Source organism: Halohasta salina, assembly GCF_024178165.1.
Lineage (GTDB): Archaea > Halobacteriota > Halobacteria > Halobacteriales > Haloferacaceae > Halohasta > Halohasta salina.
The window spans coordinates 287,478-302,822 of the sequence record NZ_JAMZIE010000003.1 but is presented as its reverse complement, the minus strand read 5'-3'; the positions used below and the strand labels follow the sequence as shown (position 1 = coordinate 302,822).

Below are 15,345 nucleotides of genomic sequence, written 5' to 3'. Positions count from 1 at the left end.
CAACGGGTCCGGCGGCCGAAAAGAGTGCCTACTGCCGGAGCCCCGCGAGCCAGTCGGTCGGTCGCCAGTACAGCAGCGCGGCGGTGAGGACGAAGACGGCAGTCGACAGTCCGTAGGACACCTGCAGGGCCGAGGCGACGAGGATCGAACTCCCACCAGTCACCGCCGAGGCCAGCGAGACGACGATCGGCCACGAACAGGAGACACAGGAAAACAGCCCCAGCACGCCGGCGGCGGCCGAGCCCGACGCCTCGATGACGGTGTCGTAGACGAGATACGCCAGCGCCGTGTAGCCGACCAGATAGATCGGGATCAGGTTGATCGTCACCAGCGCGCCGCTGTAGAGCGCCGCCGGACCGAAGCCGAACGGGAGCCACGCGATCCGAAACCCGGTCGCGGCGTCGCCGATCCCCGCGCCGATGACCCCGCCGGCGAACAGTAGCAGCCCGAAGTAGCCGCCGGCTACCACGCGAGCCCACCGGCGAGTCGACGGCGAGGCGGGCTCGAGGTGGGTATTGGTAACGACCCACACAGAGACGGTGAGCCAGAGCAGCCCGTAGCCGACCAGTCGGGGCGAGCCGAGATCGGCCGGCGTCACCAGCACGTAGAGACCAAGGGTCAACAGCAGGCTGTTGAGGAACAACCCCCAGTAGAGCCGCCGGCCGGTCGGCAGCGGGATCGAAAGGCCGGTTCCCTGTTCGCTCATAGCGCGAGGCCTTCGACGACGATCGCCAGCAGGACGAAGCCGAGGTAGGCGTTCGAGGCGTGGAACGACCGGAGGGCGGCGGCTTTGGTCTGCTCGTAGTGGAGCCGGACGACCATCCAGAGGAAGATCCCGCCGAAGACAACCCCCGTCGCCACGTAAAGCCAGCCCAGCGTTCCGCTGGCGGCGAGTGCCGCCCCGGCGACCAACGTTGCCCCGAGATACCAGACGATGTGTCGACGGGTCGCCGTCTCGCCGCGGACGACCGGCATCATCGGGAAGCCGCCGCGTTCGTAGTCGTCCTTGTAGGCGAGTGCGAGGTTGTAGAAGTGGGCGGGCGTCCACAGGAAGATCAGTGTCGCCAACAGCAGCCCGCCGGCACCGATCGAGCCGGTGACTGCCGCCCAGCCGATCAGCGCGGGCAGCGCGCCCGCTGCACCGCCGAGAACGGTGTTTTGGACCGTGTTGGGTTTGAGAATCAGCGTATAGACGACGCTGTAGAAGACGATGGCCGTGAGGCCGAGGACGGCCGCCAGCCAGTTGATCGTCCAAAAGAGGCCGACCGAGACGGCAGTCAACACGAGGCCGAAGGCCACGGCGTTCGGCACGGGAACGAGGTCGGTCGCCAGCGGCCGGTCGTTGGTCCGGGCCATCCGCCGGTCGACGTCGCGTTCGAGGACGTGGTTGAACGTCCCCGACGCGCCGATCGACAGCGAGCCGGCGACGAGTGTCGCCGCGGCCGTATACGGCGTCAGTTCGAACCCGCTGCCGCTGGCCAGCGCCATCGCCGCGGCGGCGACCAGACACAGCAGCCACATCAGCCGCGGCTTCATGAGTCGGAAGTAGGCGACGACGGTCGCCTTCGCACGGTCGACCGGGTCGCTCGGCACCGCCGGGCGCTCGGTCGGATCCAGCGGTTCCGAGGGTTCGGGCGGCGTCTCGGGGGCGTCGTCGGGGTCGCCGGTTTCGGCCTCCAGCCACCACGCCAGCGCCGCCAACAGGCCGCCGAAGATCGTCACGCCCGCGGCGAGGTGAACCACCGACAGCGTCTCGGTTCCGCCGGTCGTCGCCACGAGCGCGCCGAGGCCGGCCTGGGCCGGATACACCAGCAGCGCCAGCGTCAGCGCCGCCCGGATGCGTCGGCTCGTCGACCGTCGCCACGCCATGATCGTCGTCGCCACGACGCCGAGGCCGACGACGACCGCGGCGATCCGGTGGCCGAAGGCGATCCAGCCGGCGGCGCTCGCGGGCAGCGACCAGCCGGTGCCGCAGACTGGCCACGCCGTACAGGCCGCGGCGGCGTCGGTGAGCGCGGTCGCCACGCCGACGACGAGCAGGAGGTAGACCCCCATCGTCGTCGCCGCCAACAGCCCCGGAAACCGATCCGGTGATCGGGTACTCGAAGTCACTACCAGTTATTGGGTGTCGACATATATAGGAGCCCCGTTTCGAGGATCCAACCACGCATCGCCCGCCGAGTCCCGGCGGCGAGTCGACGCCGAAGGTGGCGATTCAGTAGGTATTTACGCCGCCCGTGCTAGTTTCGTACCAGCATGAACGCCAAGCGTTTCGCACTCGCTTCGTTGCTGTCGGCGGCTGTGATGGCCCTTTTCGCCGACCCGGTGGCCGCCCAGTCGACCTCGGCAGACCTGATCGGCGAGCTGAACATCAAACTGCTGTATATCGCCCTGCCGATCACGCTGCTGGTCGAGATCATCCTGATCTACGCCGTCCTCCGGTTCAAGGACAACGACGAGCCGAAACCGACCAGAGAGAACCGCCGCCTCGAGATCACCTGGACGGTGGCGACGGCAATCATTCTGCTGTTCGTCGGCGTCGCCTCCTACGGCGTGATGGCCGACCCGGCGGTCACGTTCACCGGCGGCGAAGACGAGATCGCGCCCAACGAGGGCGACGTGTACGTCCAAGCCGAAGCCTACCAGTGGGGCTGGACGATGACCTACCCCGAGGAGGACATCACGGCCCCGCAGGGTGACAACGGACCGGTGATTACGGTGCCCGAGGGCCAAGACCTCTACATCGGTGTCACCTCCGAAGACGTGATCCACGGCTTCCACGTCCCCGAGTTGGGGCTGAAGATGGACGCGATGCCGAGTCAGGTCCAGTACCTCCAGACCACTCCCGAGGAGACGGGGACCTATCAGGGCTACTGTTCGGAGTACTGTGGACTGGCCCACTCCCAGATGTACTTCTCGATCGAGGTCGTCGACCAGGCCGAGTACGACCAGTGGCTCGACGAGCAGACCGCCGAGGAGTCCGAGGACGCTGCCGACATGAACGAGACCGCGAACGCGACCGCCTGAGGCCGCCACACCCTTTTCCGGACGGGACAGGACCACCGTTTTGATATAGACCGCTCTATTCCCTTCGGGTATGGATGACGTCACCGACCAGTACTCGCCCGCTGACGTCGAGGCGGCGGTCGAGGACTACTGGGACGACCACGACGCCTACGAGGCGACCAAGGCGGCCCATGCCGACGACCCGACCTTCTTTTTCGTCGACGGCCCGCCCTATACCTCCGGGCAGATGCATCTCGGCACCGCGTGGAACAAGACACTGAAAGACGCCGTGATCCGCCAGAAGCGGATGACCGGCCATCAGGTCACCGACCGACCGGGGTACGACATGCACGGGCTCCCCATCGAGGTCAAAGTCGAGGAGGAACTCGGCTTCGAGAGCAAGCAGGACATCGAGGAGTACGGCATGGAGGCGTTCATCGAGGAGTGCATGGAGTTCGCCCAGACCAACCGCAAGGCGATGGATGAGGATTTCCAGTCCATCGGCGCGTGGTTCGACTGGGACGACCCCTACGAGACGGTCTCGCCCGAATACATGGAGGCCGCGTGGCACGGGTTCAAGCAGGTCGCCGAGCGCGGCCTCGTCGAGCAGGGCAAACGCTCGATCTCGCAGTGTCCGCGCTGTGAGACCGGGATCGCCAACAACGAAGTCGAGTACGATCAGGTCGAAGACCCTTCGATCTACGTGAAGTTCCCGCTGGTCGACCGCGAGGGGAGCCTCGTCATCTGGACGACGACCCCGTGGACGATTCCCGCAAACACCTTCGTGGGCGTCGGCGAGGACCTCACCTACAACAAGGTCCGGGCCACCAAGGGCGGCGACGAGGACGTGCTGTATATCGCCGAAGAGTGTGTCGACGACGTGCTGGGTCGTGGGCGGTACGACGACTACGAGGTCGAAGCCGAACTCTCGGGCGACGAACTGGTCGGCTGGGAGTACGACCACCCCCTCAGCGACGAAGTCCCCAACTATCCGAGCTTCGAGGGTGCGGGCGAAGTGTACACGGCCGAGTTCGTCGAGGCCGACCGCACCGGATTAGTCCACTCGGCACCCGGCCACGGTGAGGAGGACTTCAACCGCGGCCAGGAGTTGGGCCTCGATATCTTCTGTCCGGTTGCTGGCGACGGCACCTTTACCGCAGCCGGTGGCAAGTACGAAGGCCAGTTCGTTCGGGACGCCAACGACGAGATCAAAGCCAATCTCGACGAAAACGGCGCACTGCTGGCCAGCGAGACGTACGAACACTCCTACGGCCACTGCTGGCGGTGTGACACCGATATCATCCAGCTGACGACCGACCAGTGGTTCATCTCGATTACCGACATCAAAGACGAACTGCTGGACAACATCGAGGACGCCGAGTGGCACCCGCAGTGGGCCCGCGATAATCGCTTCCGGGACTTCATCGAGAACGCCCCCGACTGGAACGTCTCTCGGCAGCGCTACTGGGGCATCCCGATCCCGATCTGGGTCCCCGAGGATGCCGAGAGCCGCGAGGGCACACTCGACGAAGAGATGATCGTCGTCGGCACCCGCGAGGAACTCGCCGAGCGGGCCGACCAGGGGATCGACCCCGACGCAATCGACCTCCACCGGCCGACCGTCGACGACATCACGATCACCGAAGACGGCACCACCTACCGCCGGATCGAGGACGTCTTCGACGTCTGGCTCGACTCATCGGTGGCGACGTGGGGGACGATCGGCTACCCCGGCGAAACGGATGAATTTGAAGAACTGTGGCCCGCCGACCTCATCATCGAGGCCCACGATCAGACCCGCGGCTGGTTCTGGTCCCAGCTCGGGATGGGCACGGCTGCCTTCGGCGAAAGTCCGTATAAAGAAGTCCTGATGCACGGGTTCGCCAACGACAAACACGGCCGGAAGATGTCCAAGTCGGTCGGCAACATCGTGACGCCCGAAGAAGCGATCGAGCGCGCTGGTCGCGACCCACTGCGGGCCTACTTGCTGAGCCACGACCAGCAGGGCGTCGACCTCTCGTTCGACTGGGACGGCCTCGGCAGCATGGTCGGCCGCCTCAACATCCTGTGGAACGTGTTCCGCTTCCCGCTCACGTACATGGATCTCGACGGCTACGACCCCGCCGATCCCGACCTCAGTGAGGGCGAACTCACCGTCGTCGACGAGTGGGTACTCTCGCGGCTGCAGGGCGTCAAACAGGAGGCCACCGAGGCGTGGGACGACTACCGGGTCGACGATGCCCTGAACGCCGTCCTCGACTTCGTGACCGAGGACGTCTCCCGCTTCTACGTCAAGGCCACCCGCGAGCGGATGTGGGACGACAGCGACTCGCCGTCGAAACTCGGCGCGTACGCCACCCTCGCGACCGTGCTCGACGAGGTCATCCGTCTGCTCGCGCCGTTCACGCCGTACATGACCGAGCGGATGTACCAGATCCTCGACGGCAGCGCAACGACGGTCCACGCACTCGATTGGCCCACGGTCGACGACGAGCTCCACGATCCCGATCTGGAGGCCGATATGGCCGTCCTCCGGGACGTCGAGGAGGCCGCCGCCAACGCTCGCCAGCGCGGCGGTCGTAAACTCCGGTGGCCGGTCTCGCGGATCGTCGTCGAAACCGACGAGGAGGACGTCGCCAACGCGGTCGGCAACCTCTCGGAGCTGCTGGGTGAGCGGGTCAACACCCGCGAGATCGAGATCACCGAGGAGTTCGCCGAACTCCAAGCGTTCGCCGAGCCACAGATGGGCGCAATCGGCCCCGCGTTCGGAGCCGACGCCCAGAAAGTGATGGCGGCGGTCGAGGATGCCCCCCGAAACGAGGTCGAGGCCGGCATCGAGGTCGACGGCGAGACGGTCGAACTCGAAGAGAGCATGGTCGAATACCGCAGCGAGCCGCCGGAACACGTCACCGGCACCGAGTTCGACGGCGGCACGGTATACGTCGACACCACCCTGACCGAAGAACTCGAATCCGAGGGGTACGCCCGCGACGTGATCCGCCGGATTCAGGAGATGCGCAAGGAGCTGGATCTCGATGTCGAAAGCGAGATCCGAGTCGGCCTCTCGATTGCCGACGACCGTATCGAGGCGTTCGTCGACGAACACCGCGACCTCATCGCCGAAGAGGTGCGGGCCGCCGAGTTCGTCGACGAGCCCGATGCGGCGGGCGATCTGGTCGAAGACTGGGAGATCGAAGACGTCGACGTGACCATCGGCGTTGCAGTTGTCGCCGAGCAGACGGCGTAAATTCCGGTCGCTAGTTTTCCCACTCCGCATCCGACAGCGTTCGCTGGACGGCTTCCTCACCCACAGCAGCGGCCAGCGACTCGAAGCCCGCCCGCTCGGCGCGGTCCGAGGCGTTGGCGACGAGCCGCGAGACGATGAACTCCGGCGTCGACTTCCCCACCGTACCGAACCGCGGCTGGTAGTCGACCTGCAGTTCCAGATCGGGTGTCAGTCCCTCGGCGAAGATGCCGTCGATCCGGGCCGTCTCGGGCAGCGGACTCAGGTCGTCGGCGAGATGGGTGACGTAGACGCCGAGGGCCGACTGGTCGACCGTCAGCGAGACGAGCCCATTCAGCAGGTCGGCGGCCCGTCCCGGCTCCGTAATGGCCTCGAACTCGTCGACGAGCATGAGCGTCCGGCCGTCCCCCGTAAGCGGCGGGACGATCGATTTGAGTGTCGATTCGAGCACGCCGGCGTTGAACGAGGCGTGGCGGCGGTGGAAGACGATGGTGTCGAACAGCCCTACCTCGGCTTCTGCTGCGGGCACCGGCAGCCCCATCGCCGTCAGCAGGGCGATCTGACAGAGCGTCTCCAACAGCGTGGTTTTCCCGCCCGAATTAGCGCCGGTGAGAACGGTCACCCGATCGCCTGCGGGCGGGGCGATCGCCCGCGGCGTCTCGACTAGATCGTGGGTGCCGACCCCATAGGAGATCGGCTGGACCTCGCCGTCGACGAAGAGGTTCCGGGCGTCGGTCGCCGCCAGCCCGTCCTCGACCAGCGTCGGTCGCTGGAGGTCGTAGGCAGCCGCAAACCGACCCAGCGACAGCGACAGCGCGATCTCGCCGACGGCGTCGACGGCCGCCTCGACGTCGCCCTCGGCGGTCTCGATCCGACTTCGAAGGTCCTCGATCACCACTGACTCGCGGTCGTCGACCCGCGATTCGAGGTCGTCGACCAACTCCCGGAGCGTCGCGCTCACGAAGTCGGCGGCGTCGACCGCCTCGTCGGGAGCCGCCGACCGGATCGTGTTGTGAGGGATGCCAGTTTGGTCGGCGACGTGGTCGACGACGCCGCTCTGGAAGGCCTGCATGTCCCGCACGCCGCCGTCGCGGACGGTGTCGATGATGTCGAAAGCGGCGTTGTCGAGGTCGCGGGCCGCATCCAGTTGGTCACGAAGCCGGTCGAGTTCCTCGTCCGCACCCTCGATGACGGTCGACCCATCGGAGCCCTCGCGGATGTAGCCGAGTGCGCCGGCGGCCGCTTCGAGCGCTGCTTCGTCGACGTCGCCGAGCGCCGCGAAGGTCGACCCCGCGAGGCCGACCGCCCGGAGTTCGAGCGCCGCCTCGACGGCCGCGCGGTCGGTGCCGCCGGCGTCGTCGTACTCCGCGAAGGCAGCCAGAACGCGCTCGCGGTCGGCGTCGGCGAGGGTGGTCCAGGCCGCTTTGGCTGCCAGTACGTCGTCGAGTCGCGCCTCGATATCTGTGCGGTCGGTCAGCGGCGTCATGACCCGGATGCGATCGGCGGCGTGGTCGGTGACGGCGTACTCGCTGGCCAACCCCAACAGGTCGTCGTAGACGCTCCGGGTGTCGCTCGTCCCCAGGACGTCGACGCCGGCGGTCCCGGCGGCTCGCCGCAGGATCCTGACCGCCCGCCCGCGCGGGAGACCGGCCTCGGCGAGCGTCCGGACATCCGCCGTTTCGATGGCGTCGATGGCCGCCGACTCGCCGATCGACTCCCGGAGCAGCCCGGCGGTTTTCGGTCCGACTCCCCAGTAGGCCTCGAGTCGCATACCTCACCCTCGACAGCCGGGCGCTTAGTGATTGTCACTCGCCTCGACAGTTCCGAAACAAATACTGGCGTTTAACACGGTCTCACTAGTAGTAGAGGTATGAGCAACCCACGACGCAAACTGCTGTTGACGGCGGGGTTCGCGCTCGTCGGTGCCTTCTTCGGCATCGCGGGCACCGGCCACGCCTACCTCCGGCGGTGGCGGCGGTCGATGCTGTGGTTCCTGCTGACCATCGGGGCGGGGGTCGCACTCATGTCGGTGTACGTCACCAACCCCGAAACGATCGACCCCTTCGACGTCTCGACGATTCCGACGGAGGTCTACGTCCCGATGGTGGTCATTATCGGCTTCAGCATCGTCGACGCGCTGCTGGTCGCCTTTTTGGACCACCAGGAGGCCGGGATGGCCCCCGGCGTCGACCCGACCGCCGACGCAGCCGACGAGGGGCTGTCCTGTCCCCACTGTGGTCGGTCGACCGACCCCGAACTCGACTTCTGTACGTGGTGTACCGAACCGCTGTCGGTCGACGACCGAAGCCAGTCGGAACAGCTCCCCGGACACGACGAGTAGTCGACCCCCGTTTCGCGTCGAACACGGCGATCCGACATCTCCCACTCCGCTCCTTCCGGATCGACGGACGGCCGCTGGCGTTTTGACCCTCGGCGACCGCGGTGCTGGTGCCATGCCCGAGGCGGTACTAACGACCGCTCCGAGTCGGGGGTGTGGTCTCGCACCCGAGGAAAAAGCCATGCTCGTGTGTCGACTACATCCGATCGATGCTGGATAGTTTCGCCGAGTGGGGTCAATACGGCCCGGCGTCGGCTCCGTCGGTTCGAACATCGGAAGCTACAGATCGTCCGCCGGTGGCTCGAACACCCCGACAACCTCCTCCACCTTTCGGTGCTCGTGTTCGTGCCGCTGCTGGTCGGGGGTGTGACGTGGCTCGCCAACGTCTCGCCGGTGGTCTCGTTTCTGGTCTACCCGCCGCTGGCCTCCGGTACTTTCACCCTGTTTTCGAACCCTGAGGGGCGGTACTCCTCACCGTGGACGTTCGTCGGCGGGCTCTCGCTGGGGGCGCTCAGTGGGTGGCTTGTCCTCGAACTCAGCGTCCGCTACTGGACGGCCGCGCCGCTCGAACCGTTCGAAGTCCCCGCGGGCGCGGCGGCCGTCGCCATTCTCGTCACCGGGGTGTTGGCGTGGGCGCTGTCGCTCGAAGAGCCCTCGGCCTTTTCGTCGGCACTGCTGGTGCTCGTCACCGGCGTCGACCAGGTGGCGTTCGTCGGCGGCGTCCTCGTCTCGAGTCTGCTGATCGCGGGCGTGTTCGTCCTCTGGCGAACCCATCTCTACGAGGAACGGGCCCGCTACCTCTTCCACTCGATGCAGGCCGACGACCAGATCCTCGTCCCCGTGCGGAGCGACGACCCCGAGTCGTTGGTGTTGTTCGCCGCCCGACTGGCGGCGGCCCACGACGCCGGACGGCTCGTGCTCATGCAGACGGTGAGCACCGACGCCATCGCGGAGACGGCCTCCGAGGTCGCCGACGAGAGCGACGAGGTCTCGACCGACGAAGAGGCGACCGAAACGGCCGAGGCCGAACTCACCGACCACCACCGACAACGCCTCGAATCCCTGCAGGCCCTCGTCGACGACGCGGTCGGCATCCCCTGTGAGTTCGCGGTCGTCGCCGAGGACGGCTCGCCCGGCGAGACGATCCTCGAAACCGCCGAGCGGGAGCGCTGTGATCTGATCGTCAGCCCCTACGAGTCGACCGACGGCCGGCCGAGCCGGTTCATCTGGACGATCCTCAAGGGGCCGACCGACGCCGTCGTCTTCCGGCCCTCGACGGAGCGGACCGAATGGCGCCACATTCTGGTGATGGTCCGGGGTGCGGGCGAGACCGCCAACATGATGCTGGACTTCGCCCACCGTCTCGTCGAGCGCCGGGGGTCGGCCAGCGCCTGTACCTGTATCTCGGAAGCGGAAGACCGACGGAAGACGGAGGTCATGCTCGACAACCTCGTGGAGTCGTTTCCCGATCCGATCGAGACCCGGATCAGCCACAGCAGCGTCGAGTCGTTCCTCCGAACCAACGCGAGGAACTACGACCTCACGGTCCTCGGAGCGAGTACGGATCGGAGCGCCGCCTCGCGGTTCTTCTCGACGCCTACGTTCAGGCGCATTCACGACGTCGACTGCGATCTGGCGATCGTTCACCGAGGACGATAACGCGCCGGCGGCAGCCGAATCCGCTCGACACAGCGTTCGATATCGTCATATTTGATTTATCGACAACTAGTCGACCGACTCGTCGGGCTTTTAGGCCGCGGTGGCCTCCGTTGGGTATGGTTCAGAACGTGGCGGCGTTCTTTCGCGACCTCGAACCCGAGGACTTCTATCTCCTGTCGGGCGTCGAACAGGGGATGCGCTTTTCGGAGTGGGTTCAACGCGAGAAGCTGCCGGAGTATTCGAGCCTCACTCCCGAAGAGATAACCTACCGGCTCGATCGGTGTATGGAACACGAGCTGATCGAGCGGAAGACGATCCAGTACGAGGGCTACCAGCTCACCTTCGAGGGGTACGACGCCCTCGCGTTGCGGAGCTTTTCGGAACGGGACACCATCGACGGCGTCGGCGCGCCGCTGGGTGTCGGCAAGGAAAGCGACGTCTACGAGGCGATGTCGTTTCAACCGCTGGCCCTCAAATATCACCGCGAGGGGTATACGAACTTCCGGAAGGTCGACCGCGAACGGCAGTACACCGCCGATCGCAACCACGTTTCGTGGCTCTACACCGCCCGGAAGGCCGCCGAACGGGAGTACGAGGCGCTCGAAGAGCTATACCCGGCCGTTTCGGTCCCACGACCGGTCGACCAGAACCGACATGCGATCGTCATGGAGAAACTCGACGGCGCGGAACTGTCGCGTGCGCGCCTCGAATCCGAACAGGTCGTCGGCGTGCTTGATCTCGTCCTCGAAGAAATGACCGCTGCCTACCAAGCGGGCTACGTGCACAGCGACATGAGCGAGTACAACGTCTTCGTCGACGAAAGCGGGATCACGATCTTCGACTGGCCGCAGGCCGTCCCGACCGACCATCAAAACAGCGACGAACTCCTCCGGCGGGATCTCAAAAACGTCTACGGCTACTTCGAGCGGAAGTATCCGACCGAAACCCCCGAGTCAGTCGACATCGCGGCGCTCGCCGCCGATGTGACCGCAGACGAACTCGAAGCAGTCCGCGCGTACGTAGAGCCATAAACCACATTCTGCGATATGAAATTCGAGTTGTCCCTGCGATCGCCGAGCCGGAGGGACACAGACGGCTTTCGATCCAATTGAACGTACTCAGGCGCTCTCCCAGTCGGCACGCCGGTCGAAGGTCGCCAGTATCGGCTCGGGATCGGCCAACCGCGGCAGCCGGCGCGTCTCGCCGTCGGCGAGGTCGACCACGACCGTGTGCGTACCGAGGAACCTGTCGAGGCGGTCGCGTTCGACCCGGAGGCCGGTCTCGTCCCACGGCTCGACGCGCCACAGCGGCTGGCCGAACAGTCGGTCGACGGCAACGATCGCGCTCCCGTCGGTCCGGTACTCGACGGCCCCGTAGCGGAGCCAGTAGTCGACCGATAACAGACCGGTCGGAACGACGACCGCGAGGGCGACCAGCAGGGCGACGACATCCCACGCCTGCCCAGTGGCGAACAGCCCCGCGATGGCCAACAGGAGGACACCGACGCCGGACGCACCGGGTCGACGCCGGAGGGTTGCCACCCCGCCGACCAACCGTCCCCAGCGCTCGGGTCGGAGGCGGTCGACCTCGCCCGCGAGCGTCGTCTCGACGGGCTCGACGGTCGGCGGTTCGTAGGCCCACCCCCACGGGATCTCGGTCGACTCGTCGAACGCCGCGAGGCGGTCGCCGTAGACGCCCGCCAGATCGAGACCGAACTTGACGCCGACGACGGCGACGAGCAGCGGCGTGCCGACCACCGCCGGATCGAGTTCGGAGAGCGGTGTGTCGCTCGCGATCGAATCGCTGGCGAGCGCGACGGCCACGACCGTGCACAGCCCGGCCACGAACAGCGTCATCCCGCGGACGAGCACATGCTGGAGTGCGGTCTGGGCGCTGTGGTCGCGGTAGCCGCCCCGGTGGAAGTAGTCGACGGCCGTCTCGATGCTCTCGCTGAGGAGGATGCCGACGGCGGCCAACATCACAGTCCCCAGCGTAGCCTCACTGAGGGTCGCATCGCCGACGCCGACAGTGAACGCGCCGACGAAGAACCAGAGAACCGCCAGCAGCGGCACTGCGACGAGGAGGACCGGCAGGGTCGACAGCCGGACGGCCACGTCGGTTCGTGGGATCCCGACCGACGCCGTTCGGTGAGCCAGCGCACCGAGGAGCAGCGGATCGCCGTCGAACTCCGCAGGTCGACCGGCGAACAGTGCTCGGACGACGGCGAGGAGGCTGAGAATCCCGAGTTCGAGCCAGTAGAGGAAGAGGAGAGCGGCGGCGTCCCAACCGAGGGCGACGACGCCGATCAGAGGGAGTCCGTTGCCGACGAGAACGGCGATCAGTTCGGGGCGAGACGTCGACTCAGAGAGACGGTCGACGGCGAGAGCCATTCGGCGGTCTTTCCCGTCGGAGTCGGTTAATCCATAGGGATCAGCGTTGGGACGGCTGTTTAGTGTTCACGTGAGCGGATTCCGCGGACCAATCAGATAACGCCGCTGGCGGACATCACGAACAGCGCGGTGGCGATGATCGCGAACAGCACGCCGACACCGTGTTTGAGGATCTCGGTGTCGAGCGTCGAGGAGATGTAGGGGGCGATCTGGCCGCCGGTGACGGTCGCCGGGACGGTCCAGACGACCACGTTCCACGGCGTCGACGCCAGATCCATCGTGTGGCCGCCGACCAGCCCGCCACCGAAGACGTGGACCAGCGACGCCAGCACCGCGGTCATGGCGACGACAATGTGGTTAGTGCCGATAGCGATCCGGACCGGGACGGAAGTCCGCAGCATCGAAATAATGCCCAGTTCGCCGATGCCGAAGCCGGCCAGCCCCTGGAAGACGCCGCCGATGCTGTAGTTGCCGAACCGTTCGAGATAGCCGCCGCGGGTGTAGCTGTAACTGCTACCGTCGCGGTCGACGCGCGTGACGACGCCGTCGTCGTCGGTCCTGACGCCAGCCGAGCCGGGTTTGCCGCTGTCGTCGGGGAGGTCGGGACCGCCGTCGGCCTCGACAGCGACGCCCTCGCTTGCATCGGTATCGTCGACATCGTCGGCGGGATCGTCGTGGCCCAGATCGGCCTTGAAGAGGAGCACCGACGCCGCCAGCAGCGCGAGCGCCAAGAGGAACTGGAACACCGGCTCAGGGATAACAAACGAGAGCAGCGCGCCGCCGACGACGAACGGGATCGAGCCGCCGACGAGCGTGAGCGCGAGTCGCCGGTCGACCAGCCCGTGTTGGATGAACGCCAGCGCCGAACTCGACAGCCCGAAGGACTCGCTGATGAGCCCGATCTTGACGATGGTTTCGGGCGACAGCGGCGGCTCCAACAGCGACTCCGGGGCGAGCCGAACCGCCATGATCGGATACAGGAAGATCAGAAACGGCACGAACAGCGCCGAGCCACTGATCCCGACCGTGTTGACGATGGTCGCCCCCAGCAGGAACACCGGGAACAGCCACCAGAACTCCAGCCAGTAGCCCTCGCCCGCCGCCGCCGGAAGCGGTGCTGCGAGGAGGACACCGACAACGAACAGGAGTGGTGCGAGAAAGACGAACACGTACTGGTATTCGAGAAACGTCCGCTGGAGCCCGCCGGACGACGAAGCCGAACTCATTGAATCGTGAATCCGCTTTTTCGAGTTCGACAATAAAATTTCTCGTTCATGGAAAAAGTAGGTAAGAATTATTATAAAATCGAGTCAGCGACGAAACCGCCGGGAGCCGACGGGCTGTCGAAGCGACCTCGGAGCATATATAATCCTAATATTTATTATATACGGAGTGGTAGACACTATCACGATGAGCGTCGACAAGGGACGTCTCGACAGCGAGGCACAGCCCGGACACCGGACTCCCGAGACGGAGGTCGACGGCAGCCTCCTCGGCCGTCTCAGACGGCATTTCGAGGAGTGGTCGCGGCTGTACGTCGAACAGCGTGTCGAAGCCCGAACCGGCCGCGAGTACTGAGGCCGCCGTCTGTTTCGTTTTCCGTCGAAGCCCTCACCGAACATCGGTAGTCGACGCCACGTCCCGCCGGATCACTCGTCGAGGGCGAGCCTAATGCGGTCGGCCTCGATCGTTTCGAGGAACGCGCCGTAACCGCCGACGGTGTAGGTTCGGCCCTCGGATTCGACCGTCAGGCTGTGTTCGACTGGAAAGGCGTTGTTCGTCGGCTCGATGAGGCCCTGGGTGACGCCGACCACCCGGCAGTCGAGGTCGACGTACTCGTTGTCGGCGGTTGTCCGACCCTCGATAGTCGCCCGGAGGTCGGCGTCGGCCCGCGACCACAGCGTCGCCTGAAAGATGCTGTGCCAGAAGTTCCCGTAGGTGGCCGGGAGTTCGACCGGATCGGCGACCGCGGCCTCGCGGGCGACCGGCCAGTAGTTGCCGAAGAAGGAGGCGACGACCACCGGCCCGAGGTGTTGTTGGGCGAAGACGATCGCCTGGGTGTCGGTGTGAGTGCTCGCCAGCATTTCGACGGGTGCGATCGCGCCGACCCGACGGTCGACGGTCAACATCAGGGGCATCGTCTCCCGCCAGACGCGGACGACGCTGGCGAGGTCGGCCGAGTCGGCGGGGAGTTCGGCAGTTCCGGAGACGAGCAAGACGACCAACACGCCCCGATCGCGGGCCGCGCGCAGGGCATCGTCGACCTCGTCGAGGACGTCCAGCGGGACCGACAGCGTGAGTTCCTCGTCGGCGTCGTCGATGAACGACCGAACCCGTTTGAACACCGTGACACGGCTTTTGACGACGTCGAAGCTGTCGGTCGAGGGTTCGGTACGGGTGTAGCGATCGGCCAGCGCCGGGGCCATCGCCTCGGCATCCCGGACGAGTTCGTCGACCACCTGCTCGGGCGGCAGCGCCCGGATCGTCGTCGGGACGGCGTGGTCGGCGACCTCGACGAAGCCGCGGTCCGCGAGCGTCTCGCTGACGCTGTAGACGTAGCGTTTGGAGACGCCAGCGACGTCGGCGATGGTGCTGGCGGTCGCCTCGCCGTGTTCCAGCAGCGTGAGGTAGGTGTCGACCTCTTTCTCCGAGAGGCCGAACCGCCGCAGGTGGGCGCGAAGCGTGGCGTCGTCCATTATCTGTACTGA

The 15,345-nt window shown here is 66.1% G+C and carries 12 protein-coding genes; 6 read left to right on the top strand and 6 right to left on the bottom strand.

Translation table 11 applies throughout. From position 1 onward, the window contains the following. Window positions 1-28: 28 nt before the first annotated feature. Window positions 29-706, bottom strand: a complete 678-nt coding sequence (locus NKJ34_RS08715; protein WP_253737901.1) for a DUF7546 family protein — start codon at window positions 704-706, stop codon at window positions 29-31. Then, the gene (locus NKJ34_RS08710; RefSeq protein WP_253738124.1) at window positions 703-2,055 is read right to left on the bottom strand and encodes a heme o synthase; all 1,353 of its coding nucleotides are present in this window, start codon (window positions 2,053-2,055) and stop codon (window positions 703-705) included. Before NKJ34_RS08710 ends, NKJ34_RS08715 begins: the two co-directional genes overlap by 4 nt. A 201-nt stretch (window positions 2,056-2,256) precedes the next feature. Here NKJ34_RS08710 and coxB point away from each other — a divergent pair, with 201 nt between their 5' ends. Then, window positions 2,257-3,027: a cytochrome c oxidase subunit II gene (gene coxB, locus NKJ34_RS08705; RefSeq protein ID WP_253737900.1), complete on the top strand. Its 771-nt coding sequence runs from the start codon at window positions 2,257-2,259 to the stop codon at window positions 3,025-3,027. A 70-nt stretch (window positions 3,028-3,097) separates the two neighbouring features. After that, on the top strand, window positions 3,098-6,253 hold the full coding sequence (gene ileS / locus NKJ34_RS08700) for an isoleucine--tRNA ligase (RefSeq protein WP_253737899.1): 3,156 nt from the start codon (window positions 3,098-3,100) through the stop codon (window positions 6,251-6,253). A gap of 10 nt (window positions 6,254-6,263) precedes the next feature. Here the strand turns inward: ileS and NKJ34_RS08695 are convergent, their stop codons facing one another. Next, entirely contained in the window at window positions 6,264-8,021 is a 1,758-nt protein-coding gene (locus NKJ34_RS08695) for a DNA mismatch repair protein (protein WP_253737898.1), read from the bottom strand. A 99-nt stretch (window positions 8,022-8,120) separates the two neighbouring features. Between NKJ34_RS08695 and NKJ34_RS08690 the strand changes: the two genes are divergently transcribed. The 3 genes from NKJ34_RS08690 to NKJ34_RS08680 all read left to right on the top strand — a co-directional run bounded on the left by NKJ34_RS08690 (window position 8,121) and on the right by NKJ34_RS08680 (window position 11,278). After that, entirely contained in the window at window positions 8,121-8,591 is a 471-nt protein-coding gene (locus NKJ34_RS08690; RefSeq protein WP_253737897.1) for a zinc ribbon domain-containing protein, read from the top strand. Between the two features lie 186 nt (window positions 8,592-8,777). Then, the gene (locus NKJ34_RS08685) at window positions 8,778-10,247 is read left to right on the top strand and encodes a universal stress protein (RefSeq protein WP_253737896.1); all 1,470 of its coding nucleotides are present in this window, start codon (window positions 8,778-8,780) and stop codon (window positions 10,245-10,247) included. Between the two features lie 116 nt (window positions 10,248-10,363). Continuing rightward, entirely contained in the window at window positions 10,364-11,278 is a 915-nt protein-coding gene (locus tag NKJ34_RS08680) for a serine/threonine-protein kinase RIO2 (protein WP_253737895.1), read from the top strand. Window positions 11,279-11,365: 87 nt separating this feature from the next. Here the strand turns inward: NKJ34_RS08680 and NKJ34_RS08675 are convergent, their stop codons facing one another. Beyond that, window positions 11,366-12,637 (bottom strand): DUF6498-containing protein, encoded by a 1,272-nt coding sequence (locus NKJ34_RS08675; RefSeq protein ID WP_253737894.1) that lies wholly within the window; start codon window positions 12,635-12,637, stop codon window positions 11,366-11,368. Between the two features lie 92 nt (window positions 12,638-12,729). Further along, window positions 12,730-13,863: a sulfite exporter TauE/SafE family protein gene (locus NKJ34_RS08670; protein WP_253737893.1), complete on the bottom strand. Its 1,134-nt coding sequence runs from the start codon at window positions 13,861-13,863 to the stop codon at window positions 12,730-12,732. A 166-nt stretch (window positions 13,864-14,029) separates the two neighbouring features. Between NKJ34_RS08670 and NKJ34_RS08665 the strand changes: the two genes are divergently transcribed. Then, the gene (locus NKJ34_RS08665; RefSeq protein ID WP_253737892.1) at window positions 14,030-14,215 is read left to right on the top strand and encodes a hypothetical protein; all 186 of its coding nucleotides are present in this window, start codon (window positions 14,030-14,032) and stop codon (window positions 14,213-14,215) included. Between the two features lie 71 nt (window positions 14,216-14,286). Here the strand turns inward: NKJ34_RS08665 and NKJ34_RS08660 are convergent, their stop codons facing one another. Then, the gene (locus NKJ34_RS08660) at window positions 14,287-15,333 is read right to left on the bottom strand and encodes a TrmB family transcriptional regulator (protein WP_253737891.1); all 1,047 of its coding nucleotides are present in this window, start codon (window positions 15,331-15,333) and stop codon (window positions 14,287-14,289) included. Between the last annotated feature and the right edge of the window lie 12 nt (window positions 15,334-15,345).